This is a genomic window from Thauera sp. ZXT1-4, assembly GCF_052598215.2.
Map to the genome: position 1 here is coordinate 40,926 of NZ_JBQWSN020000012.1, position 19,141 is coordinate 60,066.

At 68.4% G+C, this 19,141-nt stretch carries 18 protein-coding genes; 8 read left to right on the forward strand and 10 right to left on the reverse strand.

The annotated features are described in order from the left end of the window. Positions 1-34: 34 nt before the first annotated feature. From rfbD to ACUH78_RS11120, 5 genes are all read right to left on the reverse strand, one after another. Positions 35-943, reverse strand: coding sequence for a dTDP-4-dehydrorhamnose reductase (gene rfbD, locus ACUH78_RS11100; RefSeq protein ID WP_435749881.1), 909 nt, complete (start codon positions 941-943; stop codon positions 35-37). Then, positions 940-2,010 carry a dTDP-glucose 4,6-dehydratase gene (gene rfbB / locus ACUH78_RS11105; RefSeq protein ID WP_445333479.1) on the reverse strand — a complete coding sequence of 357 codons (1,071 nt, stop codon included), beginning with the start codon at positions 2,008-2,010 and terminating at the stop codon, positions 940-942. Before rfbB ends, rfbD begins: the two co-directional genes overlap by 4 nt. Before the next feature lie 112 nt (positions 2,011-2,122). Beyond that, the gene (locus ACUH78_RS11110; protein WP_445333480.1) at positions 2,123-3,274 is read right to left on the reverse strand and encodes a lipocalin-like domain-containing protein; all 1,152 of its coding nucleotides are present in this window, start codon (positions 3,272-3,274) and stop codon (positions 2,123-2,125) included. Positions 3,275-3,312: 38 nt separating this feature from the next. Beyond that, on the reverse strand, positions 3,313-5,868 hold the full coding sequence (locus tag ACUH78_RS11115) for an ABC transporter permease (RefSeq protein WP_445333481.1): 2,556 nt from the start codon (positions 5,866-5,868) through the stop codon (positions 3,313-3,315). Further along, the gene (locus tag ACUH78_RS11120; RefSeq protein ID WP_445333482.1) at positions 5,865-6,542 is read right to left on the reverse strand and encodes an ABC transporter ATP-binding protein; all 678 of its coding nucleotides are present in this window, start codon (positions 6,540-6,542) and stop codon (positions 5,865-5,867) included. The genes ACUH78_RS11115 and ACUH78_RS11120 overlap by 4 nt, the downstream gene beginning before the upstream one ends. 207 nt (positions 6,543-6,749) lie before the next feature. On the opposite strand from ACUH78_RS11120, the gene hpnC reads away from it, so the two are divergent. From hpnC to hpnE, 3 genes are read left to right on the forward strand one after another with little or no spacing between them, the layout of a single operon-like run. Then, entirely contained in the window at positions 6,750-7,598 is an 849-nt protein-coding gene (hpnC, locus tag ACUH78_RS11125) for a squalene synthase HpnC (protein ID WP_435749911.1), read from the forward strand. After that, entirely contained in the window at positions 7,595-8,428 is an 834-nt protein-coding gene (gene hpnD, locus ACUH78_RS11130; protein ID WP_435749876.1) for a presqualene diphosphate synthase HpnD, read from the forward strand. The genes hpnC and hpnD overlap by 4 nt, the downstream gene beginning before the upstream one ends. Beyond that, positions 8,425-9,750, forward strand: coding sequence for a hydroxysqualene dehydroxylase HpnE (gene hpnE, locus ACUH78_RS11135; RefSeq protein ID WP_445333483.1), 1,326 nt, complete (start codon positions 8,425-8,427; stop codon positions 9,748-9,750). The genes hpnD and hpnE overlap by 4 nt, the downstream gene beginning before the upstream one ends. Before the next feature lie 39 nt (positions 9,751-9,789). On the opposite strand, the gene ACUH78_RS11140 is transcribed toward hpnE, so the two are convergent. Both ACUH78_RS11140 and yaaA read right to left on the reverse strand, forming a co-directional pair. Next, positions 9,790-10,926: a M14 family metallopeptidase gene (locus ACUH78_RS11140; protein ID WP_445333484.1), complete on the reverse strand. Its 1,137-nt coding sequence runs from the start codon at positions 10,924-10,926 to the stop codon at positions 9,790-9,792. A 4-nt stretch (positions 10,927-10,930) separates the two neighbouring features. Continuing rightward, on the reverse strand, positions 10,931-11,716 hold the full coding sequence (gene yaaA / locus ACUH78_RS11145; protein WP_435749873.1) for a peroxide stress protein YaaA: 786 nt from the start codon (positions 11,714-11,716) through the stop codon (positions 10,931-10,933). Positions 11,717-11,983: 267 nt separating this feature from the next. Here yaaA and ACUH78_RS11150 point away from each other — a divergent pair, with 267 nt between their 5' ends. The 5 genes from ACUH78_RS11150 to bioD all read left to right on the forward strand — a co-directional run bounded on the left by ACUH78_RS11150 (position 11,984) and on the right by bioD (position 17,047). After that, complete coding sequence (locus tag ACUH78_RS11150; protein WP_445333485.1) at positions 11,984-13,348, forward strand: adenosylmethionine--8-amino-7-oxononanoate transaminase; 1,365 nt, start codon at positions 11,984-11,986, stop codon at positions 13,346-13,348. 100 nt (positions 13,349-13,448) lie between these two features. Continuing rightward, the gene (bioF, locus tag ACUH78_RS11155) at positions 13,449-14,630 is read left to right on the forward strand and encodes an 8-amino-7-oxononanoate synthase (protein ID WP_435749871.1); all 1,182 of its coding nucleotides are present in this window, start codon (positions 13,449-13,451) and stop codon (positions 14,628-14,630) included. Further along, entirely contained in the window at positions 14,627-15,448 is an 822-nt protein-coding gene (locus tag ACUH78_RS11160; protein WP_445333486.1) for an alpha/beta fold hydrolase, read from the forward strand. Before bioF ends, ACUH78_RS11160 begins: the two co-directional genes overlap by 4 nt. Continuing rightward, on the forward strand, positions 15,441-16,352 hold the full coding sequence (locus ACUH78_RS11165) for a methyltransferase domain-containing protein (RefSeq protein WP_445333487.1): 912 nt from the start codon (positions 15,441-15,443) through the stop codon (positions 16,350-16,352). The genes ACUH78_RS11160 and ACUH78_RS11165 overlap by 8 nt, the downstream gene beginning before the upstream one ends. Continuing rightward, positions 16,349-17,047: a dethiobiotin synthase gene (gene bioD / locus ACUH78_RS11170; RefSeq protein WP_445333488.1), complete on the forward strand. Its 699-nt coding sequence runs from the start codon at positions 16,349-16,351 to the stop codon at positions 17,045-17,047. The genes ACUH78_RS11165 and bioD overlap by 4 nt, the downstream gene beginning before the upstream one ends. A gap of 14 nt (positions 17,048-17,061) precedes the next feature. On the opposite strand, the gene ACUH78_RS11175 is transcribed toward bioD, so the two are convergent. The 3 genes from ACUH78_RS11175 to rnhB all read right to left on the reverse strand — a co-directional run bounded on the left by ACUH78_RS11175 (position 17,062) and on the right by rnhB (position 19,136). Beyond that, positions 17,062-17,565 carry a hypothetical protein gene (locus tag ACUH78_RS11175; RefSeq protein WP_435749866.1) on the reverse strand — a complete coding sequence of 168 codons (504 nt, stop codon included), beginning with the start codon at positions 17,563-17,565 and terminating at the stop codon, positions 17,062-17,064. A 134-nt stretch (positions 17,566-17,699) separates the two neighbouring features. Further along, positions 17,700-18,500, reverse strand: a complete 801-nt coding sequence (locus ACUH78_RS11180; protein ID WP_445333489.1) for a TrmH family RNA methyltransferase — start codon at positions 18,498-18,500, stop codon at positions 17,700-17,702. Between the two features lie 9 nt (positions 18,501-18,509). Then, positions 18,510-19,136, reverse strand: coding sequence for a ribonuclease HII (gene rnhB, locus ACUH78_RS11185; protein WP_435749864.1), 627 nt, complete (start codon positions 19,134-19,136; stop codon positions 18,510-18,512). Between the last annotated feature and the right edge of the window lie 5 nt (positions 19,137-19,141).

The following is a 19,141-nucleotide window of genomic DNA, read 5'->3' on the forward strand; positions in this document are numbered from 1 at the left end:
CTGTGCTGTTCCTTCAGTCTCTTCTGGTATGCCTTCACGACACGCTGGATTCCCGCCCCGCGATCTCCTGCAGCATGCGGGCCACGCCATCGCGCCAGTCGGGCAGTTGGAGGCCGAAGCGGCTGCGCAGCAGCGCGGTGTCCAGGCGCGAGTTGAGCGGCCGCTCGGCAGCGGTGGGGTAGTCGCGCGTACCGATCGGGACGATCTCACGCACCTTGAGTAACACCCCGATCTGGCGCGCATGTTCGATGACGAACTGCGCGTAGCCGTGCCAGCTGGTCTCGCCATCGGCGGCCAAGTGGTACAGGCCCCCAAGCCCGGGATCGGCCTGGACTGCGCGGATCGCATGCGCACTGACGTCGGCAATCAACTCGGCCCCCGTTGGTGCGCCGAACTGATCCGCGATCACGCGCAGGCTGTCGCGCTCGGCCGCCAGGCGCAGCATGGTGCGGGGAAAATTATTCCCGCGTGCAGCATGGACCCAGGAGGTGCGAAAGATCAGATGACGGCATGCGCTCGCACGAATTGCCTCTTCACCCGCAAGCTTGCTGCGGCCATATACCGAGAGCGGACCTGTGGGCGCATCCTCGCGCCAAGGCCGCGCGCCACTGCCGTCGAACACATAGTCGGTCGAGTAATGCACCAGCAGGGTGCCGAGCCGTCCGGCTTCGGTGGCGAGCACCCGAACCGCATCGGCATTGATCCGCCGGGCCCGCGCTTCGTCCGTCTCGGCCTTATCCACCGCCGTATAGGCTGCCGCATTGACGATGATCCCCGGCGCGAGCTTGCGCACCGTCGCTTCCAGCCCCTGCAGATCCTCGAGATCGCCATGCAGTCCGTCCGTGCCACGCCGATCCAGCGCCACCACTTCGCCCAGCGGTGCGAGTGCGCGTTGCAGTTCCCAGCCCACCTGCCCGTTCTTGCCGAGGAGCAGGATTTTCATTGCTCGGCCTCACGTTCGGCGTAATTGCGGCTGACCCAGTCGCGATACGCGCCGCTCTGCACGTTCGCCAGCCATGCCGGATTGTCGAGATACCATTCCACGGTCTTGCGGATGCCGCTCGCGAAGGTTTCCGCCGGGCGCCAGCCGAGCTCGCGCTCGATCTTGCGTGCGTCGATCGCGTACCGGCGATCGTGGCCGGGGCGGTCTGTTACGTGGGCGATCAGCCGCTCACGGCTTCCGGCTGGATCAGGCCGCAGGGCATCGAGCAGCCCGCATACGGTACGCACGATCTCGATGTTGGCCATCTCGTTCCAGCCACCGATGTTGTAGGTTTCCCCGCTGCGCCCGCGCGCGAGCACCTCGCGGATCGCGCTGCAGTGGTCCCCCACGTAGAGCCAGTCACGCACATTGAGCCCGTCGCCGTACACCGGCAGGGGCTTGCCTGCGAGCGCATTGACGATCATCAGCGGGATCAGCTTCTCCGGAAACTGGCAGGGACCATAGTTGTTCGAGCAGTTGGTGGTCAGCACCGGCAATCCGTAGGTGTGATGCCAGGCGCGCACCAGATGGTCGCTGGCGGCCTTGCTCGCCGAGTACGGGCTGTTCGGCTCGTAGGTCTTGGTCTCGGTGAAGGCCGGATCGTTCGGTCCCAGCGAGCCATAGACCTCATCGGTGCTCACGTGCAGGAAGCGAAATCCCTCGCGCGCATTCGCGGGCAGCCCGGACCAGTACGCGCGCGCGGCTTCGAGCAGGGTGAAGGTGCCTTCCACGTTGGTGCGGACGAACGCGCCCGGCCCGTGAATGGAACGATCGACATGGCTCTCCGCCGCAAAATGCACGATGGCCCGCGGCGCATGTTCGGCGAACAGGCGGTCCAGCAGCGGCCGGTCGCAAATGTCGCCATGCACGAACACGTGGCGCGGATCGTTCTGCAGGGAAGCCAGGTTCTCGAGGTTGCCCGCGTAGGTGAGGGCATCCAGGTTGAGTACCGGCTCATCACTACCCTTCAGCCAGTCGAGTACGAAATTTGCGCCGATGAAGCCGGCGCCGCCCGTAACGAGGATCACAATGCCATTCCTGCCCAGATTGGAAGGGCTCCATTATCGCATCGCACACGGCCGCTTGGGCGTCTGTCACGCGCGCGCGGGTGCATGCCAGCGCGATCGCGTGAGGGGGCCATCACATGCGCAGGCGCTCGGCGTAGCCGGTCATCTCCAGATAGCCCTCGCCGATTTCCTTGTGCACTTCGCCGGTGGGTTCGACCGCATACAGGCGGACTGCACCCTCCCAATAGATAGCGCCCGTGGAGGCGCGGCTGTCCAGCTCCTGGTCGTCCAGCAGCGGGCGGATGACGAAGCGGCGCCCGTCCTTCAGCTCAAGCGCCCATTCGACCGGGTACTCGATCCCGGTGCGTGGCGAGCGCCAGTGGCGCAAGGGTGTGAAGCGCAGGGTTTCAGGCCCGAGCGTCTGCGTTGCGCCCTGTGCATCACCGACCGTGCCTGCACCCCAGATCGCGTGTCCGTTCGCGTCGCGCATCTGGAAGCCCATCAGGCTGCCCCCATCGTGCAGGTTGATCCCGACCCAGTCCCAGCCGCGCGCATTCTCGGGAAGGATCTCGCTCGACCACTCATGATCCAGCCACGCCCTGCCCTCCACCGCATGGTCCCGCCCATCCACGCGCAGGGTGCCCCGCACCGCGAGCTGTGGGCGGCTGTAGTAGTAGCTGGCGTTGAGCGGATCGGGCGCCTTCTGGCTGAACCCGCCGCGCCCGTTCTCCACCGGTGGTCGATCCGGGTGAAACTCCAGCTCGAAGGCGAAATCCTCGGCCTCGATCCGGCTCCGGTATTCACCCATCAAGTCCGCACTGCCTTCGAGGAACCAGTCCTCGACACGCACGGACGTACGTCCCTCCTCGGCCTCGACCAGTCCGGGGAACACCCGTCCCGAGCGCTCGGCATGCCGCAGGCGCCCGTGTCCGGCATCGGCCACAGCGGCGTGGGCAAGCACGAGTTGCCGGGGCGCGAAGCGGCTCGGATTGCCCTCACCGATGCGGGTGCGCACCCGGAAGAAGGTGAGCTGAAAGCCTCGCGCCTCGCCCGCCTCATCCCGCAGCCAGCCGGTGATGTACCACCACTCGGTGCGATAGGCGGGATGCGCGCCGAAATCCTGCGGAAACACAAGAGCGCTTCCGGGTCGCACGGCCGGATAGTCCGGATCGTCCCTATCGGCCTGCGCACGAGCGACCGCGGGGTTCAGCAGTACTGCCACCACGACACAGAAGGTCAGCAAGGCCCCCGGCAGCCTGCCCGGTGCATTCTCCTTACCCGCCATAGGCCATCCTTTCCCGAGCATCCGCATCCCCATGTTCCTCACCAGTCCGCCTTCACCGCCAGCACGGCAGAGCGCTGCATCGCATGGCGGCCGGCGAGCCTGGCCACCAGCGCCGCGAGCAGGATCAGGCTGGCCACGAAAAGCGCCAACGCTCCCCAGGGAACCGCCAGCTCCATGCTCCAGTGAAAACTCTGGCGGTTGATGATCTCGATCAGGATCCAGGCAATCGCCGCCCCAGCCACAAGGCCTGCGAGCACCCCCAGCGCCGCGGTGAGCGCGCCTTCGAGTGCGATCAGGTGGCCGATTTCCCCGCGCGTGAAGCCGAGGTGCCTGAGCATGCCGAACTCGCCCTGGCGGGTCACCGCGAGCGCCGCGAAGGTCGTGGCGATGCCAAACAGCCCGATCATCACCGCAACCGCTTCCATCAGATAGGTGATGAGGAAGGTGCGATCGAAGATCTCCAGACTCAGTGCCCGGATCTCGCCAGGGAGCGCGATCGTCACGTGCTCCGCGCCGAAGCGCGTGCGCAGGGCCTCGGCCACCGCCGGCGGCGCCGCACCGGGCTGGAGCAGGATGGCCGCATCATTCACCCGTTGATCGCCGGTCAGGCGCACGTAATCTGCGCTTTCGATCAGACCGGCACCGTGCTGGCGGGCGTAGTCGCGCCACACCCCGGCAACGATGAAGCGCACCATCCGCCCACCCAGCGGCAGCTCGAAAACCGCCCCGCGTGCAACCCGGTGCCGGTCCGCCGCCGCCTCTGAAACCCAGATCGGCGGCAATCCATCCGCCTGGGCCGGGGGCGCCATGGAACCGCTGACCAGCGGCAGCCCCCAGTTGCCCTGCGAGGGGCGGGCCAGCACGCTGAACAGGGGCTCATCGTCCGACAGGCGCAGGTTGATCAGCCGTGTCGTATCCACGCGCGCCACGCCCTCGGTCGCTGCGATCATTGCCAGCGCTGCCGGATCGAGGTATCCGCTGCCCGAGGAGACCGAAGCACGCATGTACAGATCGGCCGGCAGCACCTGTGCCAGCCAGTCATCGACCGATACCCGGAACGAGCTCACCATGATCGCCATGGACACCGCGAGCGCCACGCTCGCGATCACCCCCGCACCCGCCACGACCGCCTGCCCAGGCGTGCCCGAAAGGCGCGCATGCGCAAGCCGCCAGATCACCGTGCGCCCTCTCGCGAGCACAGGCAATACGCGCCGCGCGATCACCGGCAGCGCGAGCACGGCGGCCGCCAGCACGAACACGACCGCCGCATACCCGCCAACCGGAATTCCCCGCAACGGCGGCAGCAGGCAGGCCAGGACCGCCAGCGCAACCATCGCCGCGGCGTACCCGCTGCGGGTGTGTCCTTGCGGCAGCCCGCCGCGCTCGTGCTCCCCCGCCCTGAGCGCGTGTGCGGGTGCGACCCGAGCGGCTTCCCGCGCTGGAAGCCAGGTCCCGGCCAGTCCTGCGCATACCCCGAGCACAAGGTAGGAAAGGCTCAATAGCGTATCGAAGTGCAGACTGGGTACGAGGCCGCGGAAGAACCCGGCGCCGAGGTCTCCCCCCACGAAATGAAAGGCGCCGGCGGCCAGCGCGTGCCCAAGCGCCACACCGAGCAGCCCTCCGACCAGGCCCACCGCGGCCCCTTCGGCAAGCAGGCCGCGCATCAGCGTGCGTCGCTCGAGCCCCAGCGCACGCAACAGGGCAAACTCGCGGCGCCGCCTGGCAACCGAGAGCAACTGTGTCGAAAACACCAGAAACGCGCCGGTCAGCAGCGCGATGGCCGCGAGCATGGTCAGATTGACCCGGTAGGCGCGCGAGAGCGTGCCGACCTCGCTCGCTGCGGCTTCCGGCGGTCGCAGCGCGAGCCCCGGGGGCAGCGCCGGGTTCAGCGCAGCGAGGGCCTGAGGCACGCTCAGTCCGCGCGCGATCTTCAGATCCACGCGGCTCAGCGTGCCGATACGGCCAAACACCTGCTGTGCCGCCGCGATGTCCATCACGCCGATTACCCCCGCCATGCCCGGGACGCGCCCGGCGACCTCTAGCGTAACGCTGCGCACGCCGGACTGCACCAGCACCCTGTTCTCGCGCATCGCAGGTGGCTGCGACTCACCATCACCGCTGCGATCCGCTTCCTGCAGGCGCGCACGCGCGTCGTCACTCAGGAACAGCCTGCCCGGCTGGAGTGCCGCAAAGCGCCCGCCTGCATCTGCTCCATCGTCGGCAAGCGGAATCAGCCCCGGCTGCATGCGCAGCACACGAAAAACGTCGACGCCGAGGATGCGCAGGGCGTCCTCGCGCCCCGGCAGGCGGGCCTCGACCTCGAGGATAGGACTCGCCGCGGCCACTGCGGGATGCCGCGCCAGCGCCACGAACACCGCCTCATCGAAACCGTCGCGCGGCCCCACCAGTTGCAGATCGGCTTCGCCGGCCACCAGCCGCATGCCGCGGCCAAACTCATCGAGCGCCGCGCCGTGAATCAGTTGTACCGCCAGCCCGAGCGCAACCCCGAGCGCGATCGCGAGCAGGGACAAGGCGGTGGCGAGTCGGCGTCGCAGGAGGCTGGCAAGAAAGACGTGGCGCAGTGATGCGTTCATGCGCGAACCGTGATGTCGTGCAAGCCATCCATGCGCAGCTCGACCACACGGTCGGCACGCGCGGCCGCTGCGCGCGAGTGTGTGACCAGCACCCCCGCCGAACCCGAGTCCCGGATCTGGCCCAGCAGCAGATCGAGCACGTCCGCGGCGCGACCAGGGTCGAGGTTGCCAGTGGGTTCGTCGGCGAGCACCAGGTGCGGCCGATGCACCAGGGCGCGCGCGATCGCCACGCGCTGCATTTCACCGCCGGAGAGTTGCTGTGGCGCATCGAGGGCGCGCGCCCCCAGACCGACCCGCTCCAGCATCGCACGAGCGCTCGCCTCGGCCTGCGCTGCAGGCGTGTCGAGCAACCACAAGGGGAGCGCGACGTTCTGCAACAGGTTCAGATGGGGCAGGATGTGGAAGGCCTGAAACACGAAGCCGTAGTGGCTGCGCCGCAGGCGCGCCATCGCGTCGTCGTCCAGCCGCTCGATCGACGAGGGGCCGACCCGGATGCTGCCACCGTCGATCGGCTCCAGGCCGGCAACGCAGTTGAGCAGCGTCGATTTGCCTACGCCCGACTCACCGACGATCGCAACGCACTCGCCCGCCTCGACGCGCAGGGAAAGCCGGTCGAAGAGGGCGCGCTGCGGCGGCCCGGGGAGCGTCTTTGAAAGGCTGACGAGTTCCAGCATGGGAGAACATCCGATTGAACGCGGCAGGAAAGCGCCGACGCGAAGACGAGATTGTGTCATCCCGCACCGCAAAAAGTTGCACCGATGCACACCGCGCGATGCATGCCGCACAACTTGCCGGCAGCCGAGCGCCGCCTGGTGCGCGATATACTCCGCGCTCCTGTACAGCACTCACCGGCCCGCGGTGACGTCTGCGCCACGCTCCCCATGCCGGTCGAACACTACGAGAACTTCCCGGTCGCATCCCTGCTTCTACCCGCGCACCTGCGTGCGCCGGTGGAGGCCGTCTATGCCTTCGCGCGCAGCGCGGATGACGTGGCGGACGAAGGCGATGCGCTGCCGCAGGACCGGCTTGCCCGCCTGCACGATTACCGTCAGGCGCTGGAGGCCTGTGCAAACGGACAGGCGGTTAGCGACCCCGAGCTGGCGCCCATGTTCGCGCGCCTGGGTCAGGCGATCCGGGCGCATGCGCTTCCGGTCCAACCCCTGCGCGACCTGCTCGATGCCTTCATGCAGGATGTCGGCAAGACACGCTACGCCGACTTCGCCGAACTGCGCGACTACTGCCGGTGCTCGGCCGATCCCGTGGGTCGGCTCATGCTGGCACTGCACCGTGCCGACAGCGCGGAAAACCTGCGCCGTTCGGATGCCGTCTGCACCAGTCTGCAGCTCATCAATTTCTGCCAGGATGTCGCGATCGACTGGCGCAAGGCGCGCATCTACCTGCCGCAGGACGACATGGCCCGCTTCGGCGTCGACGAGGCACAACTGGACGGGCTGGCGCGGGGCCGCAGCCCGGTCACCGGGCCGTGGCAGTCCCTGCTCGCCTTCGAGGTCGGGCGGGCGCGCACATTGATGCGCGAAGGCGCCCCGCTTGCGCGCGCCCTGCCTGGCCGGGTCGGCTGGGAGCTGCGCCTGGTCGTGCTCGGCGGCCTGCACATTCTCGAACGCATCGAGGCCGTCGGCTACGATGTGTTCCGCCACCGTCCCACGCTGGGTCGCAGCGACTGGCTGCGCCTGGGCTGGCGCGCCCTGAACTACGGAAAGTTTGCATGAATCCGCACGATTACTGCCAGGACAAAGCCGCAAAGAGCGGCTCCAGCTTCTACTACAGCTTCATGTTCCTCCCCGCCGAGCGGCGCCGGGCGATCACCGCGCTGTACGCCTTCTGCCGCGAGGTGGACGACGTGGTGGACGAATGCCATGACCTCTCGCTCGCACAGACCAAGCTGGAGTGGTGGCGACAGGAGGTCGGGCGCATCTACGGTGGCGTGCCCACGCATCCGGTCGGTCATGCGCTGAAGGACGTGCTGCAGGGCTTTCGTCTGCCACAGGAACAACTGCTCGAGATCATCGACGGCATGGCGATGGATCTCTCCCAGACCCGTTACCTCGATTTCAAGGGACTGCAGCTCTACTGCTACCGCGTCGCAAGCGTCGTCGGCCTGCTCGCGGCGGAGATCTTCGGCTACCAGGACCGGCAGACGCTCAAGTACGCGCACGATCTGGGGCTGGCCTTCCAGCTCACCAACATCATCCGCGACGTGGGCGAGGACGCCCGCCGCGGCCGCATCTACCTGCCGATCGAGGATCTGCAGCGCTTCGAGGTCCCGGCTCGGGACATCCTCGAGGGGCGCTACTCCGAGCCCTTCAGGGCGCTGATGGCGTTCCAGGCCGAGCGTGCGGAGAAATTCTACGATCAGGCCTTCGCCCACCTGCCCGCGGTTGACCGCAAAGCGCAGCGCCCCGGGCTGGTGATGGCCGCCATCTACCGCACGCTGCTGCGCGAGATCGCCGCCGACGGCTTCAAGGTGCTGGACCGCCGCACCTCCCTGACCCCGCTGCGCAAGGTCTGGCTGGCCGGCACCACCTGGTTCCGCGCATGAGCGCACCCGAGGTCGCAATCATCGGCGCGGGCTACGCCGGGCTCGCCTGCGCCGTCGAACTGGCGCGGGCCGGGGTGCACGTCACGGTGTTCGAGCGCTCGCACACCATGGGCGGGCGGGCGCGCGTGGTGCACAAGGACCACCACTGGCGGGTGGACAACGGCCAGCACATCCTGATCGGCGCGTACACCGAGCTCACCCGCCTGCTGCGACTCACCGGGGTTTCACCCAAGCAGCTTGCGCACCTGCCGCTGACCCTGCACGTCCCCGGCCGCCTGCACCTGAAGGCGGCCGCCCTGCCCGCCCCTTTCCATCTGGCGGTGGGGCTGCTGCGTGCAAAGGGACTCGGCTGGGGGGATCGCCTCGCGATGCTGCGCATGATGCGCTGGCTGAAGAAGCGCAACTTCCGCCTGGACGACCCCGGGATGCATGTCGACGCCCTGCTCTCGGAGACCCGCCAGACGCCCGCACTGCGCACACTGATCTGGGAGCCGCTGTGCGTGGCGGCATTGAACACCCCCGTGGCGGAATCCTCTGCCCAGGTATTTGCCAATGTGCTGCGCGACAGCCTGGCCGCCGGCGCGGCAGCGAGCGAACTGCTGTTGCCGCGCACCGACCTGTCCGAACTGTTTCCGGTCCCGGCAGCGCGCTACATCGGTGTTCGCCGCGGCAAGCTGCGCACCGGCCATGCGATCGAATCGATCTCGCCTGTTGCGGGCGGGCTTGCCCTGGGCGGCGACAGCCAGGGCAAGGCCTGGCGCCACGTCGTCGTCGCCACGGCGCCCTACCATGCCAGCGCGCTGCTTGCGTCCACCGGCGCCTGCGACCGGCTGGCCGCGCAGATCGATGCGCTGGAGCATGAGCCGATCGTTTCCGTCTACCTCGCCCTGGGCAAGGGCGAGCGCTTGCCCGAACCGATGATCGGCCTCGCAGGAGGCGATCCCGCCGATCCCGCGCAATGGGTGTTCGACCGCGGCCAGCTGGGGGGGGCGGAGGGGCTGATGTCCTGTGTGATCAGTGCGCACGGCCCACATGAAGCCTTGGCGCGCGACGAGCTCATCCTGGCCGTGCATGCCCAGCTCGAACGCCAGCTTGGCCGGCGGCTCCCCGCCCCGGAGTGGTCGCAAGTGATCGTCGAGCGGCGCGCCACGTTTGCCTGCCGGCCGGGCATCCTGCGCCCGGGACTGCGCACGCCGCTGCCCGGCCTTTGGCTGGCGGGGGATTACCTGGATTCGGAGTACCCGGCCACGCTGGAGTCCGCAGTGCGTTCGGGTGTGGCCTGCGCCACCGCCATCCTCGCAGAACTGGGAAGCAAGGGCTGAAGACCGGGTGGGTTGTCCCAATCGCCCGGGCGGGCTCGTTCAGCCTGCGCGCCCGGCCTCCAGATGGCGCAGGATCGGATTGAGCATCGCCGCGCCCAGGCGCTTGCTGCGTGCGCCATTCCAGCCCACGTGCCCATCGGGCAGGTTGGCGTTGTCCTTGAAGGGCATCTCCAGCGTCAGCGAAACGCACCCGAAGCGGTGCGCCACCCATTTGCTCGCGAGCGTCAGCAGCTCGTCCGCGAAGCGCCCGGGTTTGTAGCCCTCGTGCGTCTGGAAGTCCGGACTCACCGCAGCGAAGCACTCGATGAAGCGCGCCTGGGCCTCGAGCGCTTCGGCACCATATCCCGGCACCTCTTCTGCGGTAGAGAAGAACACATAGGGCAAGGACTCGTCGCCGTGGATGTCGAGGAATAGCTCGCAGCCGGTGCGCTCCATCTCGGACCGTACCCGCAGCACCTCCGGGCTCGTCGCCGCGTCGGGTTCGCGCCAGGCGCGGTTGAGGTTACAGCCCGCCGCATTGGTGCGCAGGTTGCCGCGCACTGCGCCGTCCGGGTTCATGTTGGGCACGATGTACAGCACGGCGTGTTCGCGCACCTTGCGCGCCACTGCGTCCGCGCCGTCCAGCAGGCGCTCGAGCAGACCTTCGACGAACCACTCCGCCATGGTCTCGCCCGGGTGTTGGCGGGCGATGATCCACAGCGGCACGCGCCGCGGAGAAGGCCGCCCGACCTCGATCAGGTCGAGGTCGCGCCCTTCGACCGTGCTGCCGAGGTTGCGTACCTGGGCATAGGGCGACTGCTCCACCCGCCCGAGCAGATCGAGATGGCGCTCGTGCGAATAGGGCTCGAAATACGCGTAATAGAGGGTGTCGCGCTCGGGCGTATGCTCGACGATCAGCGCCCCGTCTTCGTAGCGGGTCGTGGCGATGCGGAACCAGTTCTGGCGGTCATAGGAGGCCACGCATCGGTAATCCGGCCAACCCTCCGGGTAGGCGGCGCTGGCCGCGTTCTCGAACACCATGCGCACAGGCTTGCCAGCGGCACCCGTGAGCCGGAAATGGAACCACTGGTGGAAGTCGGCCGCGTTGTCGCTGCGCAAGCGCAGGCGGATGTTGGATGGGTCTTCGAGGCTGAGAACCTCGATCGCACCCGAATCGAAGGCGCAGCTGATCTTCATCGCCTCACACCTCGCGGCGACGGAAGACCAGCCGGTCGGCCTCCGAAGCCTCGGGCGCAAACGCATAGCCCTCGCGATCGAAACCCTCGAGCGCATCGAGCGCATCGATCCGCTTGCGGATCACGTAGCGGCTCATCAGTCCGCGCGCGCGCTTGGCGTAGAAGCTGATGATCTTGTAACGCCCGCCCTTCCAGTCCTCGAACACCGGCGTGACGATGCGCCCGTTCAGCTTCTTCGGCTTCACCGACTTGAAGTACTCGTCCGAGGCCAGGTTGAGCAGCACCCGCTCGCGGCCCGCTTGCTCTTCGCGGGACAGCAGTCGGTTGAGTTCGGCAGTGATGCGCTCGCCCCAGAACTCATAGAGGTTCTTTCCGCGCGGGCTGGCGAGCCGCGTGCCCATCTCCAGCCGGTAGGGCTGCATGAGGTCGAGCGGACGAAGCACGCCATACAGGCCGGAGAGGATGCGCAGATGATCCTGTGCCCAGGCCAGATCCTCGGCCGACAGGCTCGCCGCATCCAGGCCTTCGTATACATCGCCATTGAAAGCGAGCACCGCCTGCTTCGCATTGGCGGGAGAGAACGGCCGCGACCAGCTCGCATAGCGCGCCACGTTCAGGCTCGCGAGCGCGTCGGAAAGGGACATCAACTCGGCGACCTGTGCCGGCGAATAGTCGCGCAGCACGGAGATGAGTTCGGCCGCATCGTCGAGAAAATCGGGTTGGGTATGGGTTGACGTGACGGGTGGCGTTTCGAAATCGAGCGCTTTTGCCGGAGAGATGACGAGGAGCATGTGCAGAATCTTCGCGGAAGCGGCACGGAGGCCGGACCCGGTGAATGTTAACGCGAATCGGATCCGGCGCGTCATCACCCAGACCGCCCTCCACGCGGCCGTGCCGTCCCCATCCCCCATCCCTTCATGCCCCGATTCTCCAACCCTTCATGCCCCAGCACCCTCGCCCCTCTTCACCGCCGGCCTCCACACCGCCCCTCCATCGACAATTGACAGCCCTACCCCCTTTGCCCAACATGGGCGCCCTTTCAAGCCGACCGTATCCGGATGTCCCGCACCGAAGACCTGCTCGCCCGCTCGCTCGCCGCCGTCTGGCACCCCTGCACCCAGATGAAGACGCACGAGACGCTGCCGCTGGTGCCCATCGTGCGCGGAGAGGGGGCATGGCTGATCGACGCGCAGGGGCGCCGGCTGATGGATGGCATCAGCTCGTGGTGGGTAAACCTGTTCGGTCACTGCAACCCGCGCATCAATGCTGCGCTGCGCGCGCAGCTCGAGACTCTCGAACACGCCATGCTGGCCGGCTTCACCCATGCCCCGGTAGTCGAGCTGTCCGAGCGCCTGGCAGCGCTCACCGGCCATCGGCTGGGGCACGCTTTCTACGCCTCGGACGGCGCATCGGCGACCGAGATCGCGCTCAAGATGAGCGTGCATTACTGGCGCAATGCGGGGCACCCCGGCAAGACCCGCTTTCTCAGCCTTGCCGGCAGCTACCACGGCGAAACGGTCGGCGCCCTGGCCGTGACCGACGTGCCGGTCTTTCGTGACGCCTACGCACCCCTGGTGCGCGCAGGAGACACCGTGCCGTGCCCGGACACCCGCCGGGTGCGAGAGGGCGAGACGCCGGCCGAACTCGCGCACCATGCCGCAGACCTGCTCGAAGCCCATCTCGAAGCCCACCACGAGGGCATTGCGGCGCTGATCGTCGAGCCGCTGGTGCAGGGTGCGGCCGGCATGGTGATGTACGACGCCGAATACCTGCGTCGGGCGCGCGCCCTGTGCCAACGCTACCGCGTGCACCTGATTGCCGACGAGATCGCGGTCGGCTGCGGCCGCAGCGGCACTTTCTTCGCCTGGGAGCAGGTTGCCGGCCCTGCGGAGGGGCCCGACACCGAGGTCGGCTGGCCGGACTTCCTGTGCCTCTCCAAGGGCATCTCCGGCGGCTACCTGCCGCTCTCGCTGGTGCTCACCCGCGACGAGATCTACCGCGCCTTCTACGACGACCGCAGCACGCGCGCCTTCCTGCATTCGCACTCCTACACCGGCAATCCGCTCGCCTGCCGCGCTGCGCTCGCCACCCTGGACATCTTCGCCGAGGACGGGGTGATCGAGGCCAACCGCAGCCGCGCCCGCCTCCTGGGCGAGGCGCTTGCGCAGCGCTTCGGCAGCCAGGCCGCGGTACGCCACCTGCGTCAGACCGGGATGATCGCAGCCTTCGACGTGGCCGAAGCACCGTCCGGCTTCGCACACCGCTTCTTCGCCGCCGGGCTGGAACATGGTGTGCTGCTGCGGCCGATCGGCAATACGGTCTATTTCATGCCGCCCTACATCCTGGATGAGGCGGACATCGCCCACCTCGCCGACGGCGCGGCCGCGGCACTCGCCGAAGCGCTCCATCGGGAGGCCGCGTGAAGCCCCCGATGTTCGCCCCACTCGTCTGCGCCCCACTCGTCTGCGCCCCACTCGTCTGCGCCCCACTCGCCTGCACGCCGATGCTGGCAACGCCAATCCAATGAGCCTGCTCGACGATCTGCGCGTCGGACTCGCCACGCTCGATCAGAACGCGCTGCGCCGGCGCCGGCGCAGCAACGCGCAGCCCTGCGCACCGCAGGCGAACGTGGATGGCGGCACGCGGCGGGCCTTCTGCAGCAACGACTATCTGGGCCTTGCGGCGGAGCCCCGGCTCGCCACGGCGCTGGCTGCCGGTGCAGCACGCTGGGGCAGCGGCGCCGGCGCCTCCCATTTGGTGAGCGGCCACTACACGGTGCACGACGCGCTCGAGACTGCGCTCGCACGCTTCGTGGGCTGCGAACGTGCGCTCTACCTGTCCACCGGCTACATGGCCAACACGGGTGTGCTGCCGGCCTTGCTCGGACGTGGCGACGCAATCTTCGCCGACCGCCTGGTCCATGCTTCGCTGGTCGATGGCGCCCTGCTCTCGCGTGCCGAGCTGCGCCGCTACCCCCACCTCGACCTGGCCACGCTCGAGCACCTGCTCGCCAGCAGCACGGCGCGGCACAAGGCCATCGTCACCGACAGCGTGTTCAGCATGGACGGTGACGTAGCCCCACTTGCCGCGCTGCTCGCGCTCGCAGCCCGCCACGATGCCTGGCTGGTCGTGGATGACGCGCATGGTTTCGGCGTACTCGGACCACAAGGGCGCGGCGCACTGGCCGAAGCGGGCGTGCTGACCCACCCCGAAGCCTGGCGTATCGTGCTCATCGGAACCCTCGGCAAGGCCGCCGGGGTGGCAGGCGCCTTCATCGCGGGTCAGGCAGAACTGATCGAATGGCTACTGCAGAAGATGCGTACCTATCTCTTCAGCACCGGTGCCCCCCCTGCGCTGGCGCACGTGCTGCTCGAGAGCCTGCAACTGATCGAGGACGGCGATGCGCGCCGCGACCGGCTCGCACACCTGATCGCCTGTCTGCGCAGTCGTGCCCGTTTCGTGCGCTGGCGCCTGATGGACTCACGTACGCCGATCCAGCCGGTGCTGATCGGCGACAACGCCGAGGCCCTCGCAGTCGCCGCCGCACTCGAGGCGGCGGGCTTCTGGGTGCCGGCAATCCGCCCGCCGACCGTTCCGGCGGGCACGGCCCGTCTGCGCATCTCCTTGAGTGCAGCCCACAGCGAGGACGATGTGCGCTGCCTGGCAGAAACCTTGTGCGGTCTTGAACAGCGCCTCACCCCATGAACGCCAGCTTGCCTTCGCACGACACGCGCGGCGAAGCGCCGCCGCTTGTCCTCCTTCATGGTTGGGCGATGTCGCCCGCAGTGTGGGCGCCGCTGCGCGCGCTGCTGGGCGACCGGCCGGTGCTGGCGCCTGCGCTGCCCGGGCACGCCGGCGCCGTACCCGCGCGCCATGCCGCGCCTGAGGATCTGCTCGCCGCTTGGTCCGACGCCCTGCTCGCACGCTTGCCGCAGCAGGCCACCCTCGTGGGCTGGTCGCTCGGCGCCCTGCTCGCGCTCGACATCGCTGCGCGCCATCCCACGCGTGTCTCCCGACTGGTGCTGATCTCAAGCACCGCACGCTTCGTGGCCGAGGTGCCGGACACTGCAGCGGTAGCGCAACCCGCGACGGTATGGCCCGGTCTGGCGGCGGAAACCGTGGGCGCCTTTTGCAGCGGCTTCGCGCAATCGCCACAGGCCACGCTGCGGCGCTTTCTCGCCCTGCAGTGCCTGGGTGAGGCCACACGCAAGGTACTTGCCGGCCAGCTCGAATCCTGTCTCGCCCCGGAACACCGCGGTGGAACGGGCGAACATGCCGGCCTGCGCGCCGGACTCGAGCTGCTCGCCTGCGCGGATCTGCGTCCAGTGCTTGCGCAGGTGCGACAGCTCTGCCTGCTGATCCACGGCGAACACGATGCGCTGATGCCCGTTGCCGCCGCTCGAATGCTGGCGCAGGCCCTCCCCGACGCGCAGCTGGCGCGCCTTCCGGCCGGCGGACACGCGCTGCCCTTGTCGCATGCTGCGGACTGCGCCCGCTTGATCGAGCGCTTCATGCATGGATAAGGCCTCGCGCGACGATCCCGCCGCGACCGACGATCGTGTGCGTTTGAGCGCACATCGCGTGCGACGCCACCGCATCCGCCGGGCCTTCGACCAGGCCGCCGACGGCTACGACGCCGCAGCGGAGATACAGCGCGCGATCTGCCAGGCCCTGCAGGTCTTCGGCCGCGAAACCGCCACTGCGACCACTCCTCGCCCGAACGCGCGGGTGCTCGATGCGGGCTGCGGTACCGGGTTCGGGCAGGCAGCGATCGAGCTTCTCTGCCCGGGTGCGTCGCTGCTCGCGCTCGATCTCGCGCCCGCCATGCTCGAGCGCGCACGCAGCCGGCACGGCGCGCAGGCGGCCAGCCGTACCCCCACCCTGATGCCCGTGTGTGCCGACCTTGAGCACCTGCCGCTCGCAGACGCCTGCCTTGCCATGGTCTGGTCCAGCCTCGCCATGCAGTGGTGCGATCCTGCACGTGCACTGGCGGAATGCGCGCGCGTACTGGCCCCTGGCGGTGTCGCGCTGATCGCAACGCTGGGGCCTGCAACGCTGCACGAACTGCGCGATGCGTTCGCCAGCATAGACGACGCTCGCCACACGATCGAATTCCACCCCGCGAGCCGCTGGGTTCAGGACGTGACCACTGCCGGGCTCGCCGTAGAAGCGCTCGACACGCGGCCCATGTACGCCTGCGCTGAAGACCTCCGCAGCCTGCTGCGCGACATCAAGGCAATCGGGGCGGCGACGGTCGACCATGGACGTCGGCGCGAAGCGCTCGGACGTGCGGCGTGGATGCAACTGCAGGCACAGTACGAACGCCACCGGCGCAGCGACGGGCTGCTACCCGCGACCTACGATGTCATTCTGCTCGCACTACGCAAACCCCTGATCGCAAACCCCCCGATCGGAGACGGCGCATGACCCCGCCAGCCGGCACCGCAAGCCTCGCCCCCGCCTGGTTCATCGCCGGCACCGACACCGGAATCGGGAAGACCTTCTCCACCTGTGCGCTGCTGCAGGCCGCACGTAACCAAGGCTTGCGCGCCCTCGGCATGAAACCGGTGGCTGCAGGCGCCGAACGGGTCGACGGCGTTCTCCTGAATGAGGACGTGGCCGCGTTGCGCGCGGCCGGCAGCTTCGACCCCGGGCTGGAGCGGCTGAATCCGTGTTGTTTCGCTGCACCCATCGCGCCCCACATCGCGGCGGCGGAGGAAGGCCGCAGGGTTGAGCCGGCTCCGGTGGTCGATGCGCTTGCGGCGCTTCGCAGGCAGGCCGATGTCGTGTTCGTGGAGGGCGTGGGCGGCTTCAAGGTGCCGCTCGCGGAGGACTATGACAGCGCAGACCTCGCGGTCGAGCTTGCGCTGCCGGTGATCCTGGTGGTCGGCCTGCGCCTGGGCTGTCTCAGCCACGCCTTGTTGACGGTCGAAGCCATCACACATCGCGGGCTGACGCTCGCCGGCTGGATCGGCAACTGTGTCGATGCGGAAATGCTGCGCCGGGAGCAGAACGTGGAGGCGCTTCGCCAGCGCATCGCTGCGCCCCTGCTAGGCCTGCTGCAGTGGACGCCGGGCGGCTCGCCCGCAGATCAGGCAACTGCACTGACCTTGCCGCGCTGAAGCGCCGGCCCGGATCAGGACCCGGCCAGCACCCCGCGCAAGCGGGCGGAAAGCTCGTCGGCGCGCTTGCGCCCGATACTGGTTTCGGTGATCGAAACCAGCCACTCGTCGAACAGGCCATGAAGTTCGTCCTCGGCATTGGACGAATGGATACGCTTGACGAGGTCGAGCTTGCCGTACGGACCATGGAAGGTACGCAGCGTGTTCATCATGAAGTCGCGCGCCATCCTTACCTTCTCCGCGCTGGCGCCCGCGCCCTTCGGGGCCGGGATCGGCTCCACCACCGCAGCGCTCGCCGTGGCAGCTGCTTGCGGCGCCACGCTCGCTTCGATGAAGCCGCCTTCCACGAGCACCGTGAGCACGTCCTCGACATCGGGTGCCCCGCTCATTGCTGCAAGCACGTCCGCGTCACGCTCACCGTCCACGAGGATCAGTACGCGTCGCGCGCGCAGGCCCAGCCCATGCGTGCGCGAGTTGATCTCCTCCTGCCCTTTAGCGGTCTTGAGGTATTTCGCCATCTAAGGTGTCTCCAACCCGGGTTGCGGCCTGTGGCCGTCTAGGTGTGTGCCGGAGCGCTGCTCCGGATCAGTGTGTAGCATCGGGGCGTGCCGTCCCCCCGTCAACGCCCCGGGCGCCCTCCAATGTGAAGCTTTTAACGGCTGCGCAGTTGCCGGGCCTGTTCGAACAGGCAGACCGCAGCGGCAGCACCCACATTGAGTGACTCCATGGCACCCAACATGGGGATTACGGCGCGCTGGTCGGCGCATGCCAGCAGTTCCCGCGACAGGCCCTTGCCTTCTGCACCAAAGAGCCAGGCGACCGGCCCACGCAGGTCGAGGTCGTAGAGCGGGCGCGCACCCGCACCGAGCGCAGTTGCGATCCGCACTCCGGGATAGCCTGCAAGGCGCGCGGGAAGATCCAGCCCTTCCTCGATCCGCAGCGCGAAATGGGCACCCATTCCGGCCCTCAGCACCCGCGGCGACCACGCGTGGGCGCAGCCCTCACCCAGCAGCGCACGCCGGATTCCGGCCGCCGCGGCGGTACGCAGGATCGTGCCGAGGTTGCCCGGATCCTGCACCGCATCCAGCGCGATCAGGCTTTCAGGGCGAAGGATCCCACCGCCCTCGTCGACGAGGACCGTTGCGGGCTGCACCACCGCAAGCACTCCCGCGGGTGTATCCACCGGACTCACATGCCGGAACAAGGCGTCGGTCAGCAGGTAGCGCTGCACGCCGGGGGGCAGCGCGGCGCAGAGGCCTGAGATCTCCGCCTGCTCGAGACCACTCTCGGAAACGATCACTGCTTCGAACGGGCAGCCCGCATCCAGCGCTGCGCGTAGCAGATGCGCGCCATCCAGCAGCGTCTGCCCGGATTTGCGCCGATCTCGTGCTGAGTGGGCGAGCGCGTGCCAGTGCTTGACCAGCGCGTTGTCGCGGGAACGGATCGCCTTCATCTCCACCGCTCAGCGCTCTCCCGGCGCCGTGAGCAGCCTGCGCACCGGCCCGAAACTGCGCCGGTGGAAGGACTGCACGCCGTGCGCCTCCAGCGCCGCCAGATGCGCCGCCGTCGGATACCCCTTGTGCGCAGCCAGTCCATACTGGGGCCAGACGGCATCCAGCGCGCGCATGGCCTCGTCGCGGGCCGTCTTGGCAAGGATGGAAGCAGCGGATATCGCGGGCTCGGTCGCATCACCCTTGATGATGGCGCGCGCCGGGTAGCGCAGGCGGGGGCAGCGATTGCCGTCGATCAGCACCTCGATCGGCGCCAGCGACAGCCCGTCTACGGCGCGTTGCATCGCGAGCATGGTTGCGTGGAGGATGTTGAGCCGATCGATTTCCTCGACATCGGCCTGCGCGACAGCCCACGCCAGCGCCCGCTCCCGGATCAGCGGTGCGAGGCGCTCGCGTGCTGCCTCGCTGAGCTTCTTGGAATCATTCAGGCCGGGAATCGGCCGCGCGGGGTCGAGGATCACCGCCGCGGCCACCACCGGCCCGCACAACGGCCCGCGACCGGCCTCGTCCACTCCACACACCAGACCGCTCGCGGGCAGGCCGGCAGGTATCTCGTCGAAAAGGTCCGGCGTCCGCATGTGCG